Source organism: Streptomyces sp. NPDC043853 (genome assembly GCF_056436025.1).
In genome coordinates, this window is the sequence record NZ_JBWKDJ010000002.1 from 489,334 (window position 1) to 504,152 (window position 14,819).

The 14,819-nt window shown below is 73.2% G+C and carries 15 protein-coding genes and 1 pseudogene; 11 read left to right on the forward strand and 5 right to left on the reverse strand.

Annotated features, from left to right (window positions below; translation table 11 throughout):
• Positions 1 to 11 precede the first annotated feature (11 nt).
• Positions 12 to 860 (forward strand): potassium channel family protein, encoded by an 849-nt coding sequence (locus tag AC067U_RS07465; RefSeq protein WP_478828684.1) that lies wholly within the window; start codon positions 12 to 14, stop codon positions 858 to 860.
• A 99-nt stretch (positions 861 to 959) separates the two neighbouring features.
• Here the strand turns inward: AC067U_RS07465 and AC067U_RS07470 are convergent, their stop codons facing one another.
• Positions 960 to 1,439 carry a peptidase inhibitor family I36 protein gene (locus tag AC067U_RS07470; protein ID WP_478828685.1) on the reverse strand — a complete coding sequence of 160 codons (480 nt, stop codon included), beginning with the start codon at positions 1,437 to 1,439 and terminating at the stop codon, positions 960 to 962.
• Between the two features lie 508 nt (positions 1,440 to 1,947).
• Between AC067U_RS07470 and AC067U_RS07475 the strand changes: the two are divergent.
• The 3 genes and pseudogenes from AC067U_RS07475 to AC067U_RS07485 form a co-directional block, all read left to right on the forward strand.
• Positions 1,948 to 2,592: pseudogene (locus AC067U_RS07475) on the forward strand (TetR family transcriptional regulator); the annotation flags it as partial.
• A gap of 201 nt (positions 2,593 to 2,793) precedes the next feature.
• Positions 2,794 to 4,017: an alpha/beta hydrolase gene (locus AC067U_RS07480; protein WP_478828686.1), complete on the forward strand. Its 1,224-nt coding sequence runs from the start codon at positions 2,794 to 2,796 to the stop codon at positions 4,015 to 4,017.
• A gap of 86 nt (positions 4,018 to 4,103) precedes the next feature.
• Complete coding sequence (locus AC067U_RS07485) at positions 4,104 to 4,970, forward strand: DUF4429 domain-containing protein (protein ID WP_478828687.1); 867 nt, start codon at positions 4,104 to 4,106, stop codon at positions 4,968 to 4,970.
• Between the two features lie 35 nt (positions 4,971 to 5,005).
• Here AC067U_RS07485 and AC067U_RS07490 read toward each other — a convergent pair whose 3' ends face one another.
• Positions 5,006 to 6,046, reverse strand: a complete 1,041-nt coding sequence (locus AC067U_RS07490; RefSeq protein ID WP_478828688.1) for an aldo/keto reductase — start codon at positions 6,044 to 6,046, stop codon at positions 5,006 to 5,008.
• Complete coding sequence (locus tag AC067U_RS07495; RefSeq protein ID WP_478828689.1) at positions 6,039 to 6,425, reverse strand: MerR family transcriptional regulator; 387 nt, start codon at positions 6,423 to 6,425, stop codon at positions 6,039 to 6,041. The genes AC067U_RS07490 and AC067U_RS07495 overlap by 8 nt, the downstream gene beginning before the upstream one ends.
• A 79-nt stretch (positions 6,426 to 6,504) precedes the next feature.
• On the opposite strand from AC067U_RS07495, the gene AC067U_RS07500 reads away from it, so the two are divergent.
• Positions 6,505 to 7,326, forward strand: a complete 822-nt coding sequence (locus AC067U_RS07500; protein ID WP_478828939.1) for a serine hydrolase domain-containing protein — start codon at positions 6,505 to 6,507, stop codon at positions 7,324 to 7,326.
• Positions 7,327 to 7,363: 37 nt separating this feature from the next.
• Here AC067U_RS07500 and AC067U_RS07505 read toward each other — a convergent pair whose 3' ends face one another.
• The gene (locus AC067U_RS07505; protein WP_478828690.1) at positions 7,364 to 8,020 is read right to left on the reverse strand and encodes a pirin family protein; all 657 of its coding nucleotides are present in this window, start codon (positions 8,018 to 8,020) and stop codon (positions 7,364 to 7,366) included.
• 90 nt (positions 8,021 to 8,110) lie between these two features.
• Between AC067U_RS07505 and AC067U_RS07510 the strand changes: the two genes are divergently transcribed.
• From AC067U_RS07510 to fabF, 5 genes are all read left to right on the forward strand, one after another.
• Complete coding sequence (locus tag AC067U_RS07510) at positions 8,111 to 9,307, forward strand: PucR family transcriptional regulator (RefSeq protein ID WP_478828940.1); 1,197 nt, start codon at positions 8,111 to 8,113, stop codon at positions 9,305 to 9,307.
• An 89-nt stretch (positions 9,308 to 9,396) separates the two neighbouring features.
• Positions 9,397 to 10,311, forward strand: a complete 915-nt coding sequence (locus tag AC067U_RS07515; protein WP_478828691.1) for an ACP S-malonyltransferase — start codon at positions 9,397 to 9,399, stop codon at positions 10,309 to 10,311.
• Positions 10,312 to 10,331: 20 nt separating this feature from the next.
• Positions 10,332 to 11,336 carry a beta-ketoacyl-ACP synthase 3 gene (locus AC067U_RS07520; protein WP_478828692.1) on the forward strand — a complete coding sequence of 335 codons (1,005 nt, stop codon included), beginning with the start codon at positions 10,332 to 10,334 and terminating at the stop codon, positions 11,334 to 11,336.
• A 57-nt stretch (positions 11,337 to 11,393) separates the two neighbouring features.
• Positions 11,394 to 11,642, forward strand: a complete 249-nt coding sequence (locus tag AC067U_RS07525) for an acyl carrier protein (RefSeq protein ID WP_478828693.1) — start codon at positions 11,394 to 11,396, stop codon at positions 11,640 to 11,642.
• Positions 11,643 to 11,718: 76 nt separating this feature from the next.
• Entirely contained in the window at positions 11,719 to 12,984 is a 1,266-nt protein-coding gene (fabF, locus tag AC067U_RS07530; protein WP_478828694.1) for a beta-ketoacyl-ACP synthase II, read from the forward strand.
• Between the two features lie 150 nt (positions 12,985 to 13,134).
• Here fabF and AC067U_RS07535 read toward each other — a convergent pair whose 3' ends face one another.
• Complete coding sequence (locus AC067U_RS07535) at positions 13,135 to 13,629, reverse strand: DUF3145 domain-containing protein (RefSeq protein ID WP_478828695.1); 495 nt, start codon at positions 13,627 to 13,629, stop codon at positions 13,135 to 13,137.
• Between the two features lie 251 nt (positions 13,630 to 13,880).
• Here AC067U_RS07535 and AC067U_RS07540 point away from each other — a divergent pair, with 251 nt between their 5' ends.
• Positions 13,881 to 14,798, forward strand: a complete 918-nt coding sequence (locus AC067U_RS07540) for an SGNH/GDSL hydrolase family protein (RefSeq protein WP_478828696.1) — start codon at positions 13,881 to 13,883, stop codon at positions 14,796 to 14,798.
• Positions 14,799 to 14,819 lie beyond the last annotated feature (21 nt).

Consider the following 14,819-nt stretch of genomic DNA (forward strand, 5'->3'; position numbering starts at 1 on the left):
CGATGCCTGGCATGAAGGAACAGCCCGCGCAGGTCCGCTGGGAGCGGCGCACGCAGAACCCCTTGCTGGCCCTCGCGGCCCTCTTCGCCGTGGCGTGCGCGGTACCGATCGTCACCCCCGACGCGGATCCGGCGGTCCTGCGGGGCTGTCTGTACGCCGAGTGGGCGGTCTGGGGGGCCTTCGCCGCGGACTACCTGATCCGGCTGGGACTGGCACGGGACCGGCGGCTGTTCGTCCGCACCCACTGGCTGGACCTGGCGGCCGTGCTGCTGCCGCTGGTGCAGCCGCTGCGGCTGCTGCGGCTGGTCGCCACCCTGCTGCTGGTCGGGCGGCGGGCCCGGATGGCCCCGCAGGTCCGGCTCACCACGTACGTGGCGGGCGCCGTGGTCGGGCTGATGATGTTCGGCTCGCTGGCGGTGCTCAGCGTGGAGCGGGACGCGCCGGACGGCAACATCAAGACCCTGGGCGACGCGGTGTGGTGGTCCTTCACCACGATGACCACCGTCGGCTACGGCGACCACTCCCCGACCACCGGCCTGGGCCGGGTGCTCGCGGTGGGCCTGATGCTCTCCGGCATCGCCCTGCTGGGTGTGGTCACCGCGAACATCGCGGCCTGGTTCATCTCCCGCTTCGACCGCGACGACGCGGCGGAACGCGCCCAGCTGGCCCTCCTCACGGACCTCCGGGCCGAGGTCCGCGCCCTCCGCGCGGAGGTGGCCCGCCTCACGCCCGCGGCGGCTTTCCCGGGTGCGGCCGGCTCCGCCCCGTCGGCGGGCGGCCTCGCGCCGGCCTCCGCGACGGCATCGGCGACGGCATCGGCGACGGCAACCGCCCCGGCACCGGCCGCCCCCGGCCCCTGACGGGGCACAGCCGGGCCTGACGGCGGGGATCGCCCGAGGCCGAGCGACCCGCACCGGGGGCGGGGTGGGGGAACGAGCCCTGCGCCCGCCCCGGCGGCGCTAGTTCTCCCAAACCTTGAACGCGCGGACCTGGTACGGCGACCTCGGCAGCCACACCCCGTCCCCGGGGTAGGTCTGGAACTCGCCGGTCTCGGCGCACTCGGCCGACTGGTACGTGGTCACCGGGCGGCCGGTGCGGTTGGCCAGTGCCTGCGCGGGCGGACCGGGCGGCAGCGGGACGCAGCTGTCCACGTCGAGCTGGTGCAGCTCATGGACCTGCCGTTTGCCCTGGAAGTCCGTCTTGGGCCAGAGGCAGAGCTGGCCCGGCCCGCAGGGCCCGAGCGGCGGCGGCGCCGCGGCCCGGGGCGCCGGAGCCGCCCCGGGCCGGACGGCACGGGCGGCGCCGGCCGCATCGGTGCCGGCCCGCGGCGCCGCCGCCGCCGGCAGGAGCGCGGCACCCACCAGGAACACGGCGGCCGCAACGGCCGCGGCTGCTGTGCCCGAACCGGAAACGGCCGTGGCGCGGAAAGACGTGCGCATCGCGATCAACTCCTTGCGCGGCGAACCGCCCGTACGGGTGGCCAGGTCGGCCGGGAAGCCCGTACGGATCGCCGCACCCCCACGCTGACCTGCGGCAACACGGTCGCGGAAGGGGTGTCGGAGCGGACCACCCGGATAGGGGACGGCGCCCCGGACGCCCCGGCAACCGCCCTCCGCAGCCCCGGAATTGACCCCTCCGGCGGCGGTGCCGGACCGGTTCCGGACCGGTGCGGGGCCGGTGCGGGGCCGGTGCGGGGCCGGTTCCGAGCCCCGTACCGGGCCCGGCCCGCCGTCCTCGTCGCCCGGACGGGACCCACCCGAACGTGTCATGCCCGCCGGGACGCCCCGGAGCCTCCGGACCCCCGGCGACGCCGCCTCGAACGGCGCAGCCGGACGGCCGTCCCGCGGCCCGGCACCGGTAGCCTGACCGCTCACTCGACGTCAGACGTCAGGCGTCAGACGTCAGGCGTCCCGGCCTCGGACGGGCGGCGGAGAGGACCATGCGGTGATGACCGACCAGCGGCCGGTGCAGGCGGCGCCGGCCGGACTGCGCGAACGCAAGAAGCAGCGCACCCGCGACGCCCTCCTCCGTGCCGCACTGGTGCTCTTCACCTCGCAGGGCTACGAGCGGACCACCGTGGACGAGATCACCGACGCGGTCGAGGTCTCGCAGCGGACCTTCTTCCGGTACTTCGCCAACAAGGAGGAGGTCGCCTTCGCGGTCCAGGACCTGGCCGAGGCCCACTTCATCGCCGCCCTGGCCGCCCGGCCGGCGGACGAGGGCCCCCTGGACGCGATGCGGAACGCAGTGCTCCGCACCTGGGACACCATCGAGGAGGCCCTGTCCGAGGTGGTCCCGGTGGACCTGTACATGCGCACGTACCGGCTGATCGAGTCCACCCCCGCCCTGCTCGCGGTGCACCTGCGCCGTTCCGCCGAGCTGGAGGAGAAGGTCGCGCGGATGGTGGCGCACCGCGAGGGCCTGGACGTGGACGCGGACCCGCGGCCCCGGGTGGTGGTGGCCGCGTTCTCCGGTGTGACCCGCACCACGGGCCGGCTGTGGGGACGGGGTGAGGACACCAGCGTGCTCGCGATCCGGCGGATGACCGAGGAGTACCTGGACCAGATCGCCCGGGCCCTCGCCGCGGACTGGCACGGCGCGCCCGCGACTTCGCCCGCACCCGCCCAACTCCCCACAGCCGACGCCACCGTGACCTCCGTCACTCCCGCCGCACCCGCCACCCCCGTCGTCACCGTCACCCCCGTCAACCCTCTGCCCGGGTCCCCCACGCGGACGTGACGCCCGCCACCTGATGCACCGCGGCCGGAAATCGTCTCCTAACCTGTTGTCCAGATGAACGTGTCCGGCCCCGCATCCCCGCTCCCCGCGTCCCCCACCACCCTGCGCGCCCTGCTGGCGCTCGCGGTGGTGTTCGTGATGCTGGCCATCACCGGCTGGACCACGGTGCACTCGCCCGACGCGGGGGTGGCTCCGCGCACCGCCGCCCTGACCTCCTGGTCCGGAGCCCGGGCCGGCGGACAGCCGGTGCCGCCCGCCGACGCGCCCGTACGGACGGTCGCCCGCTTCTTCGCGAACCTCACCACCGCCGAGCGGGTCCGGCTCGCCGACACGCACCCGCTGGTGGTCGGCAACCTCAACGGCGTCCCGGCATCGCTGCGCTACCGGGCCAACCGGGTCGCCCTGATCCAGGCCCAGGACGTGGAGCAGCAGCGCGCCGAGGACGTCCGGCTCACCCCGACGGCCCGGACGGAGTCCGGCCGGCGGGCACACCGCTTCGCCTCGATGCTGACCGGCGGCCGGCAGATCCTGGCCTTCGACCCGACCGGCGGCGGCCGGGCCGCCGAGGTCTTCGGCGACCTGGACCGGGCCCGCCGGATCTCGGTGATCGTGCCCGGCGTCGACACCGACCTGCTCACCTTCGAGCGGACCGCGCGCCGCTGGTCCGCGCCGGTGGGCATGGCCCAGTCGCTGTACGCCGCGGAGCGCGAGGCCGCCCCGGAGGTGCCGACCGCCGTGGTCGCCTGGGCCGACTACACCACCCCGGCCGGAATGGGCGTGGACGCGGCCACCGGCCGGCTGGCCGCCGAGGGCGCCGACCGGCTGGAATCGTTCACCGCGGGGCTGCCCGCCCGCGCCACCACGGCCCTGTTCTGCCACAGCTACGGCTCCGTGGTGTGCGGGGTGGCGGCGGCCGGACTGCCGGACCGGGTGACCGACGTCGTGGTGGCGGGCAGCCCGGGCACCCGGGCGGACAACGCCGCCGGACTGCACACCGCGTCCCGGGTCTGGGCGATGCGGGATCCCGGCGACTGGATCGCGGACGTACCGCACCTGGAGGTCGGCGGGCTGGGGCACGGCGCCGACCCGATGTCCGCGGAGTTCGGCGCGCGGCGGCTGTCGGCAGCCGGTGCGGGCAGCCACACCGGCTATTTCGCGCCAGGCACGGAGTCCGTGGAGAACCTCGCCAGAATCGGAACCGGTTCGTACGGTTCCGTGGTGTGCCTCCCCGGGGACGACTCGTGCCGCGACGGCATTTCCGGGACAGATGAGGGCTGACGCGGGTAGAGGCCGGAGAATCGGCGGGAAACCGGTCTTCGCAGCGAGGGGGACGGCCGGGGCCGCCGCACCTTACGATGGCCCGCATGGGTGACGTACTGGCCGGAAATCATGCCGTCTGGGAGTTCGACTCGGACTCGGTGCTCATCCGCTTCACCCGGGGGATCAGGACACGACGGCTGTTCGGCGCGCTCGGACAGCGGCGCATCCCGTACGAGGCGCTGTCCGGACTGACACTGACCTCGGGCAAGCGGGACTCCCTCGTCCTGCGGGCCGTGCCGAGACCGGGCGCGGACCCGCTGGTGGAGGCGGCGGAGGGGCAGCTGAAGGAGGTCTGCGACCCGTACCGGCTGGTACTGCCGGGCGACGGGGCGGTGCAGGCCGCCTCACTGGCGGAAGCAGTACGTCCGCTTCTGGGGCCGGACGCGGAGGCGCCGGCCTTCCTGGTGGACGTGCCGGAGCCGCCGCTGGTGCTCAAGGCCTACGACGCGCGGGCTTCCTTCGACGGCGCCACGGTCGCGCTGCGCTGGTCCCGCACGGGCGCCAGCAGCGCGAAGTGGAAGGCCGGCGACCAGGAGTACCCGGTGCCCGCGCTCTCCGGGGTGGAGTGGTGCTCGCCGGAGGGGCCGGGCGGTCATCTGCGGCTGAAACTGCGCGACGCTCCGGAATCGGTGCCCGCACTGCCGGACCACGATCCGGCGGCGGTGGTCTTCGCCCTGGGCTACGGGGCGGTGCACGAATCGCTGCCGTTCGCGGCGGCGGTGCTGGCCGCGGTGCGGGCGCGTACGCCGGTCGCCGCGGTGCCCTCGGCCCGGTCCGCGCCCGAACCCGAGGGCCCTGGCGCGGACCGGATGCGGCACCTCGGCGAGCTGCACGGCGCCGGACTGCTGACGGACGAGGAGTACGCGGCCTTGAGGGATCGTTTCGCCACGGAACCGGCGGATCAGGCCTGAAGGCCCCGGTCCGCCGTGCCGGCCCCGCACCGGGCCTACTCGCGGGACGCGGAGGTGAAGGTCATGTCCGGGTAGCGGGTGCCGGCGACCTGCGCGGCCAGGAGTTCCAGCGCCGCCAGTTCCGCGCCCGTCAGGACGATGCCGGTCGCGGCCACGTTCTCCGCGAGGCGGTTCCGCTTGCGGGTGCCGGGGATGGGGACCACCGTCAGGCCGTGCACACGGGACCGCTGCTGGACCCAGGCCAGCGCGATCTGCGCCGGCGTCGCGCCGCGCGCCTCCGCGATCTCCCGGACGGGGGTGAGCAGCAGCGCGTTCGTCCGGGCGTTGTCCCCGGTGAACCGCGGCTGGAAGCGCCGGAAGTCCCCCGCCGCCAGGTCCGTGCCCGCGTCCGCGAACGCCCCGGTCAGGAAGCCCCGGCCGAGCGGTGAGTACGGCACGAAGGCCACCCCCAGCTCCGCCGCCGCGCCCACCGCGCTGACCTCCACGTCCCGGCTGAACAGCGACCACTCCGACTGGAGCGCCGCGATCGGGTGCACCGCGTGGGCCTCCCGCAGCTCCGCCCCGGTCACCTCACTCAGCCCCAGGTGCAGGACCTTGCCCTCGGCCACCAGCTCCGCCATCACGCCCACCGTCTCGGCCAGCGGCACGGCCGGGTCCCGCCGGTGCATGTAGTAGAGGTCGATCACCTCCACGCCGAGCCGCTTCAGGCTGGCCTCCACGGCCGCCCGGACGTACGGCCGGTCGTTCCGGATCCCCCGGTGGTGGGGGTCGTCGGTGCGCTCGATGCCGAACTTGGTGGCCAGCACCACCTCGTCCCGGTGCGCGGCCAGGAACGGTGCCAGGAACTCCTCGTTCGCCCCGCGCCCGTAGATGTCCGCCGTGTCCAGGAGGGTGACCCCGGCCTCCAGCGCGGCCTCCAGCGTGTCCCGCGCCGCCGCCTCGTCCGTCTCCCCGTAGAACTCGCTCATGCCCATGCAGCCCAGGCCCTGCGCCCCGACCAGGGGACCCCCCGTGCCGAGCTCGACCCGCCCGACGACCTGCCCGACGACCTGCCCGGTCCCGTTCGCTTCAGCCACCGCAGTTCCCTCCCGAGTACATTCCGATCTTGAGGTCCAGTACGGCGAGCGCGTCGGTCAGTTCCCCGATCCGCGCCCGCACCTCGTCCCGGGTCCGCTCCAGCAGTTGGCGGCGCTCCCCGGCGGTCTCCGCGCCGGCCCGCACGAGTTCGGCGTACCGGACCATGTCCGCCACCGACATGCCGGTGGCCCGCAGTTTGCCGACGAAGGCCAGCCAGTCCAGATCCCGGTCCGTGAACCGGCGCTGCCCCGAGTGCGAGCGGTCGATGTGCGGCATCAGGCCGATCCGCTCGTACCAGCGCAGGGTGTGCTGGGTCAGGCCGGTCCGGGCCTCGACCTCACTGATCGTGTACCGGGTGTCCGTGTCCGTCAGGCTCATGGCGACCACGCTAGATCCCTGGAGTGCACTCCAGGCAAGTGAGGCAAGTAGGCTCGGCAACATGGAGAATCCGGTGAACCTGCAAAGCCTGCGCACCATCGAGAGCTGGCCCGTGCCGACCGCCGCCGCGGCCGTCGTCCGGGCGGACGGCAGCGTCGCCGGGACGCACGGCCCGGTCCACCACCGGTTCCCGCTGGCCTCCGTGACCAAGCCGCTCGCCGCGTACGCCGCGCTCGTCGCCTACGAGGAGGGCGCGGTCGAGCTGGACGAGCCGGCCGGCCCCGAGGGGTCCACGATCCGGCACCTGCTCGCCCACACCAGCGGGCTGGCCTTCGACGAGCACCGCCCCATGGCCCCCGCCGGGACCCGCCGGCTCTACTCCAACGCCGGTTTCGAGGTGCTCGGCGACCACATCGCCAAGGCCACCGGCATCCCCTTCGCCGAATACCTCCACCAGGCCGTGTTCGAGCCGCTCGGCATGACCGCGAGCAGCCTGGACGGCTCGCCGGCCAAGGACGGCGTGTCCACCGTCGCCGACCTGGTCCGGTTCGCCGCCGAGCTGCAGGCGCCGCGGCTGCTGGACCCGCGTACGGTCGCCGAGGCGATCACGGTGGTGCACCCGGGCCTCAAGGGCGTGCTGCCCGGCTACGGCCACCAGTCCCCGAACGACTGGGGCCTGGGCCTGGAGATCCGCGACGGCAAGTCCCCGCACTGGACCGGCGCGTCCTCCTCCCCGCGCACCTTCGGGCACTTCGGCCAGTCCGGCACCTTCCTGTGGGTGGACCCGGACGCGCGGGCGGCCTGCGTGGCGCTGACCGACCGCGCCTTCGGGCCGTGGGCCGTGGCGGCCTGGCCGCCGTTCACCGACGCGGTGCTCGCGGAGCTCTCCGCTTCCCGCTGAGGCATCACCCGTCACGGCCGCGGGAACTGACCGGCCCTCAGGAGCCGAACTCCCACAGCAGCAGTTCCGCCGGGGACCCGGCGGTGATCTCCAGGCCCTCCGCGCCGGTGATCCGCGCCGCGTCCCCCGGCTCCAGCTCCACCCCGTCCAGCCGGACGTCCCCGCGCACCACGTGCACGTACACCCGGGGCGCGTCCGGCACGGGCGTCTTCTCCCCCGCCGCGGGCCGGCGTACGTGCAGCACCGCCGACGCGGCCGGCAGCGGATAGCTCCCGCCGTCCGGCACCGCGCGGACGATTCCGTACGCCGGCTCCCCGCCGGGGTCGCCCGGCGCCAGCCACATCTGCACGAAGCGCAGCGGCCGCGTCCCGTCGTTGCGTTCCACGTGCCGGACCCCGTCGGCCGAGCTCAGGTGCTGGAGGTCGCCGGGGTGCACGGTGGCGGCGTGCCCGGCGTCGTCGCGGTGCGTCAGTTCTCCCTCCACCACCCAGGTGACGATCTCGGTGTGGCGGTGCGGGTGCTCGTCGAATCCGGCGCCCGGGGCGAGCGTCTCCTCGTTGACGGCGAGGACCGGACCGAAGCGCAGGTTGTCCGGATCGTAGAAGTTCCCGAAGGAGAACGCGTGCCGGGTGTCGATCCCGGCGGCCTCGTTCCCGCCCCGGTAGCGGTCTGTGCCACGGCGTACGTCGATCATGACGGCCACGGTAGCGGGCCCCCGGGAGTCATCCGGGCCGCCCGGATAAGGCAGTCTTGTCCCGTGCCCCAACCCGAACGTGAGCATTCCATCGAGCACGCGCCCGCGCACCTGCCCGCGCAGCCCGTCCATCCGCATGCCGCGACGCTGCGCCGGCTGGAGAAGTCCTCCGGGCGGCTGGCCGCGAACGCGATCGCCCGCATGGACGAGTCGCTGCCGTGGTACCGGGCGATGCCGCCGGAGAACCGGTCCTGGATCGGCCTGGTCGCCCAGGCCGGCATCGCCGCGTTCACCGAGTGGTTCCGGCACCCGGAGACCCCTCAGGCGATCTCGACCGACGTGTTCGGCACCGCGCCCCGCGAGCTGACCCGGGCGATCACCCTGCGCCAGACCGTCGAGATGGTGCGGACCACCATCGAGGTCATGGAGGCCGCCATCGAGGAGGTGGCCGCGCCGGGCGACGAGTCGATCCTGCGCGAGGCCCTGCTCGTCTACGCCCGGGAGATCGCCTTCGCCACCGCGCAGGTGTACGCGCAGGCGGCCGAGGCACGCGGCGCCTGGGACGCCCGGCTGGAGTCGCTGGTCGTCAACGCGGTGCTGTCCGGGGAGGCCGACGAGGGCGCGCTCTCCCGGGCCGCCGCACTCGGCTGGAACTCGCCGGAGCACGTCTGCGTGGTGCTGGGCACGGCACCGGACGGCGACAGCGAACTGACCGTGGAGGCGATCCGGCGGGCCTCCCGGCACGCCAAGGTGCAGGTGCTCACCGGGGTGCTCGGGGACCGCCTGGTGGTCATCGCCGGCGGCAGCGACGATCCGCTGCGGGTCGCGAAGTCGCTGATCGGCCCGTTCGCGGCGGGTCCGGTGGTGGCCGGGCCGGTGGTGCCCGACCTGATGGCGGCGACCCGGTCCGCGCAGGCCGCGACGGCCGGCCTGAAGGCGTGCGCGGCATGGCAGGACGCGCCGCGCCCGGTGCTGGCGGACGATCTCCTTCCGGAACGCGCCATCGCCTCCGACCCTTCGGCGCGCGAGCAGTTGGTGGAGGAGATCTACAGACCGCTGGAGGAAGCCGGCTCGGCGCTGCTGGAGACGCTCAGCGTCTACCTGGAGCAGGCCAGCAGCCTGGAAGGTGCGGCCCGGATGCTCTTCGTGCACCCGAACACCGTGCGCTACCGGCTCCGTCGTGTGACCGACGTCACCGGCTGGTCACCCTCCGATGTCCGCTCGGCGTTCACGCTGCGGATCGCCCTGATTCTCGGGCGTCTGGCCGACGGGGATCAGCAACCCTAAACTTTTGTCGGACTTCAACAATTCCCCCGATGGTTCTTCGTCCCTGTCCCCACGGGCGGGGCGGACCGAACACAAGAGAGAGTGTGAGGGTGCTCGTACTCGTCGCTCCCGGCCAAGGCGCTCAGACGCCCGGCTTCCTGACCCCCTGGCTCGACCTGCCCGGCGCCGCCGAACGCGTCGCCGCCTGGTCCGACGCCATCGGTCTCGATCTCGCCCACTACGGCACCAAGGCCGACGCGGACGAGATCCGCGACACCGCGGTGGCGCAGCCGCTGCTGGTGGCCGCCGGCCTGCTGGCCGCGGCGCAGCTCGACGGCATCGTGCCCGGCGCGGTCGCCGGCCACAGCGTCGGCGAGATCACGGCCGCCGCGGTGGCGGGCGTGCTGGACGAGTCCGAGGCGCTGTCCTTCGTGCGCACCCGCGGGCTGGGCATGGCGGAGGCCGCAACGGTCACCCCCACCGGGATGTCCGCCGTCCTCGGCGGGGACCAGGACGTCGTCGTGGCGCACCTGGAGAAGCTGGGGCTGACCCCGGCCAACATCAACGGCGCGGGCCAGATCGTGGCCGCCGGCACCCTGGAGCAGCTGGCCGCCCTGGAGGCGGACAAGCCCGAGGGCGCCATGAAGGTCGTCGCCCTCAAGGTCGCGGGCGCCTTCCACACGCACCACATGGCCCCGGCGGTGGCCCGGCTGGAGGAGGCCGCTCGCGCCCTCACCCCCGCCGACCCGACCGTCACCTACGTCTCCAACAAGGACGGCGCCGCCGTCGCCACGGGTGCCGACGTCGTCGCCCGCCTGGTCGGCCAGGTCGCCAACCCGGTCCGCTGGGACCTGTGCATGGAGCGGTTCGCCGGGCTCGGCGTCACCGGGATCATCGAGCTGTGCCCCGGCGGCACCCTGACGGGTCTGGCCAAGCGGGCCCTCAAGGGCGTCCCCTCGGTGGCCCTGAAGACCCCGGACGACCTCGCGAAGGCCAAGGAGCTCGCTGCCGGAACCTCGGCCTGAGAGAAGGAGCCCCACACCGCATGTCGAAGATCAAGCCTGCCAAGGGCTCCCCTTACGCACGCATCCTCGGCGTCGGCGGTTACCGCCCGACCCGGGTGGTGCCCAACGACGTGATCCTGGAGAAGATCGACTCCTCCGACGAGTGGATCCGCTCCCGCAGCGGCATCCAGACCCGTCACTGGGCCTCGCCCGAGGAGACGGTGGCCGCGATGTCGGTCGAGGCCTCGGGCAAGGCCCTGGCCGACGCCGGCGTGTCGCCCGAGCAGATCGGTGCCGTGATCGTCTCGACGGTCTCGCACTTCAAGCAGACCCCGGCCGTGGCGACCGAGATCGCCGACCGGATCGGCGCGCACAAGCCCGCCGCGTTCGACATCTCGGCGGGCTGTGCCGGCTTCGGCTACGGCCTGACGCTGGCCAAGGGCCTCGTCGTCGAGGGTTCCGCACAGTACGTCCTCGTCATCGGCGTGGAGCGGCTGTCGGACCTGACCGACCTGGAGGACCGCGCGACGGCCTTCCTGTTCGGCGACGGCGCCGGCGCCGTGGTCGTCGGCCCCTCGGACGAGCCGGCCATCGGCCCCACCGTGTGGGGTTCGGAGGGCGACAAGTCCGAGACCATCAAGCAGACCGTGCCGTGGGACCAGTACCGCGGTGACTCGGCCGGTGAGAAGTTCCCGGCCATCACGCAGGAGGGCCAGGCGGTGTTCCGCTGGGCCGTCTTCGAGATGGCCAAGGTGGCCCAGCAGGCGCTCGACGCGGCCGGGATCACCGCGGATGACCTGGACGTCTTCATTCCGCACCAGGCGAACATGCGGATCATCGACTCGATGGTGAAGACTCTGAAGCTGCCGGAACACGTCACGGTCGCCCGTGACGTGGAAACCACCGGCAACACCTCGGCCGCCTCGATTCCGCTCGCCATGGAGCGGCTCCTGGCGACCGGGGCGGCGAAGAGCGGCGACACCGCACTCGTCATCGGCTTCGGGGCGGGGCTCGTCTACGCCGCCACGGTCGTTACCCTCCCCTAGGGCCGGGGATCACTCCCCGCCCGACACCCATTCAGACAGCTACAGAAGGAGCGCCACATGGCCGCCACCCAGGAAGAGATCGTCGCGGGCCTCGCGGACATCGTCAACGAGATCGCCGGCATCCCGGTCGAGGACGTCGAGATCGACAAGTCCTTCACCGACGACCTGGACGTCGACTCCCTGTCCATGGTCGAGGTCGTCGTCGCCGCCGAGGAGCGCTTCGACGTCAAGATCCCCGACGAGGACGTCAAGAACCTGAAGACCGTCGGCGACGCCGCGGCCTACATCCTCAAGCACCAGGGCTGAGCCCGAAGCAGCGTTTGTCGCCACCTGGCGGTGGCCGAACAATTCAGCACCCTCGACACGTGGAGAAAGAATTCCTGTGAGCCCGACCAATCGCACCGTGGTCGTCACCGGTATCGGCGCAACCACTCCGCTGGGTGGCGACAGCGCTTCGACCTGGGAAGGTCTGCTCGCCGGCCGCTCCGGAGTGAAGCCCCTGGAGGGCGAGCGCTTCGCGGAGCTCCCGGTCCGCATCGCCGCGCCGGCCGCCGTGGACCCGAGCGAGGTCCTGCCCCGGCCGCTGGCCCGCAAGTTGGACCGCTCGGCGCAGTTCGCGCTGATCGCGGCCAGGGAGGCGTGGGCCGACGCCGGCTACACCGCCCCCGCGGGCGAGGACGCGTCCATCGCCCCGGAGCGCCTGGGCACCGTGATCGCCTCCGGTATCGGCGGCGTCACCACCCTGCTCGACCAGTACGACGTACTGAAGGAAAAGGGTGTGCGCCGGGTCTCCCCGCACACCGTCCCCATGCTCATGCCGAACGGCCCCTCCGCCAACGTAGGCCTGGAGGTGAACGCCCAGGCGGGCGTGCACACCCCGGTCAGCGCCTGCGCGTCGGGCGCCGAGGCCATCGGTTACGCCGTCGAGATGATCCGTACCGGCCGGGCCGACGTGGTCGTCGCCGGCGGCACCGAGGCGGCGATCCACCCGCTGCCGATCGCGGCGTTCGCCAACATGATGGCGATGTCCAAGAACAACGAGGAGCCCACCAAGGCCTCCCGCCCCTACGACAAGGGCCGCGACGGCTTCGTCCTCGGCGAGGGCGCGGGCGTCGTGGTGCTGGAGTCCGCCGAGCACGCCGCCCGCCGTGGCGCCCGCGTCTACTGCGAGGTGCTGGGCCAGGGCCTCTCGGCCGACTCGCACCACATCGCGCAGCCCGAGCCGACCGGTCGCGGTGTCGCGACCGCCGTGCAGAACCTGCTCGACAACACCGGGCTGAAGCCGGCCGAGCTGGTGCACGTCAACGCGCACGCCACCTCCACCCCGCAGGGTGACTCCGCGGAGATCAAGGCGCTGCGCAAGGTGCTCGGCGACGACCTCGACCACGTGGCGGTCTCCGCCACCAAGTCGATGACCGGTCACCTGCTGGGCGGCGCGGGCGGTATCGAGACCGTCGCGACCGTGCTGGCGCTGTACCACCGGATCGCCCCGCCGACGATCAACATCGACGAGCTGGACGAGGACATCGACGCGGACATCGTGGTCGGCGAGCCGCGCAAGCTGCCGGCCGACGGCACCATCGCCGCGATCAACAACTCCTTCGGCTTCGGCGGCCACAATGTGACGCTGGCGTTCCGGACCGTCTAGTGCGCCTAAACCGGCGCCGCTCTCGCGGACGTGGTTGCTCGACGCGGGACTTCCTCAATTGATGGTTGCGGTGTTCGTCGCTTCGAACACCGCAACCGGCACGCAAAGGCCCACCCGGGATCCGGGTGGGCCTTGTGCATGGGCGGGTCGTTAGACCACCTGGTGGAGCCAGCGGACCGGGGCGCCCTCGCCGGCGTAGCGGAAGGGCTCCAGTTCGTCGTCCCAGGGCTTGCCGAGCAGCCTGGCGATCTCCGCCTCCAGCTCGGTCTCGCCGCGCGCGGCGCGGGCGAGGGCGGCGCGCAGCCGGTCCTCCGGGATCAGGATGTCCCCGTGCATTCCGGTGACGGCGTGGAAGATGCCCAGCTCGGGGGTGGAGCTGTAGCGCTCGCCCTCGGCGGTGGCGCAGGGCTCGGCGGTGACCTCGAAGCGCAGCAGGTGCCAGCCGCGGAGGGCGGAGGCGAGCTTCGAGGCGGTCCCTGGTTCGGCCTGCCAGGAGAACTCGGCTCTCCAGGTGCCCGGGGAGGCGGGCTGCCTGATCCAGTCGAGGTTCACCCGCACCCCGAGCACGCCCGCGACCGCCCATTCCACATGCGGGCAGAGCGCACGCGGTGCGGAATGCACGTACAGAACTCCACGTGTCGTCACCGGGACCTCCAGTGTGGGACGAGGTCGGGAAGAAACTCCTGAAAACGGACAGTTTGTGACGTGATGTAATTTACCGGAAACGATCAGACATTGCGTTACGGGCCCCGCGGCCGAAACGCCACGGGAAAAAGCTACCGTGCGGCGGGGGTCCCGCGGTGACGTACGGTCGGTCCTGGGCCGGGGAAACACAGAGCTTTCACCCGGCGGGACGTCCCGGACGGACCAGGGGCGACGAGGGAGGGAAGCGCGCGATGCACACCATGCACGGGCGCCGGTGCACGCGGAGCGCTCTGGCGGCCGCGTCGGCCGCGGCAGTTCTCCTGGTGGGGACGCTGGGCGGTTGCACGGCGGGGGACGACGGGCCGGAGCGACCGGGCGCGGGGCACTCGGCCCGGCCCTCCCCGAAGCCGACCCCGCGCTGGAACACCTCCCCCGCGTCCATCGCCGCTGTGGGTGACTCCATCACCCGTGGTTTCGATGCCTGTTCGGTCCTCGCGGACTGCCCGGAGGCGTCCTGGGCCACCGGCAACGACCCGGAGGTGCAGTCCCTGGCGAGCCGGCTGCTGGGCAGCACTGCGGCGCCCGCCCGGAGCTGGAACTACGCGGCCACGGGCTCCCGGATGGCGGACCTGCCGGGCCAGCTCTCGGCCGCCGCCGGGCACCGCCCGGACCTGGTCACGGTGATGGTCGGGTCGAACGACGCCTGCCGTCCGACGGCTTCGGCGATGACCCCGGTGACGGAGTTCCGGGCCGGCTTCGAGAAGGGCCTGGCGGAACTGCGGCGCACCTCGCCGAAGTCCCAGGTGTACGTCTCCAGCGTGCCGGACCTGCTGCGCCTGTGGGAGACGGGCAAGGACAGCCCGCTGGGCCGGCAGATCTGGAAGCTGGGCATCTGCCCCTCGATGCTGGCCAAGGCCGAGTCGACGGCCCCGGCGGCGGTGGCCCGGCGGGAGCAGGTCCGGGCCCGCGTGGTGGCGTACAACCAGGCGCTGCGCGAGGTGTGCGCGAAGGACGAGCTGTGCCGCTACGACGGGGGCGCGGTGTTCCAGTACCCCTTCTCGGTCGAGCAGTTGAGCCGGTGGGACTGGTTCCACCCGGGGAAGAACGGGCAGGCGCGGCTCGCCGAACTGGCGCACCGCCAGGTGACCGCGCCCGAGCCGCCGATCTGACGACCCGCCGACCTGACGGCC

Bases quoted from the DNA above. Each gene is read 5' to 3' on its own strand.
- AC067U_RS07520 (WP_478828692.1), top strand. From the start codon at position 10,332: ATGTCGAAGATCAAGCCTGCCAAGGGCTCCCCTTACGCACGCATCCTC.
- AC067U_RS07465 (WP_478828684.1), top strand. From the start codon at position 12: ATGAAGGAACAGCCCGCGCAGGTCCGCTGGGAGCGGCGCACGCAGAAC.
- AC067U_RS07485 (WP_478828687.1), top strand. From the start codon at position 4,104: ATGGGTGACGTACTGGCCGGAAATCATGCCGTCTGGGAGTTCGACTCG.
- AC067U_RS07470 (WP_478828685.1), bottom strand. From the start codon at position 1,439: ATGCGCACGTCTTTCCGCGCCACGGCCGTTTCCGGTTCGGGCACAGCA.
- AC067U_RS07540 (WP_478828696.1), top strand. From the start codon at position 13,881: ATGCACACCATGCACGGGCGCCGGTGCACGCGGAGCGCTCTGGCGGCC.
- AC067U_RS07495 (WP_478828689.1), bottom strand. From the start codon at position 6,425: ATGAGCCTGACGGACACGGACACCCGGTACACGATCAGTGAGGTCGAG.
- AC067U_RS07480 (WP_478828686.1), top strand. From the start codon at position 2,794: ATGAACGTGTCCGGCCCCGCATCCCCGCTCCCCGCGTCCCCCACCACC.
- AC067U_RS07505 (WP_478828690.1), bottom strand. From the start codon at position 8,020: ATGATCGACGTACGCCGTGGCACAGACCGCTACCGGGGCGGGAACGAG.
- AC067U_RS07525 (WP_478828693.1), top strand. From the start codon at position 11,394: ATGGCCGCCACCCAGGAAGAGATCGTCGCGGGCCTCGCGGACATCGTC.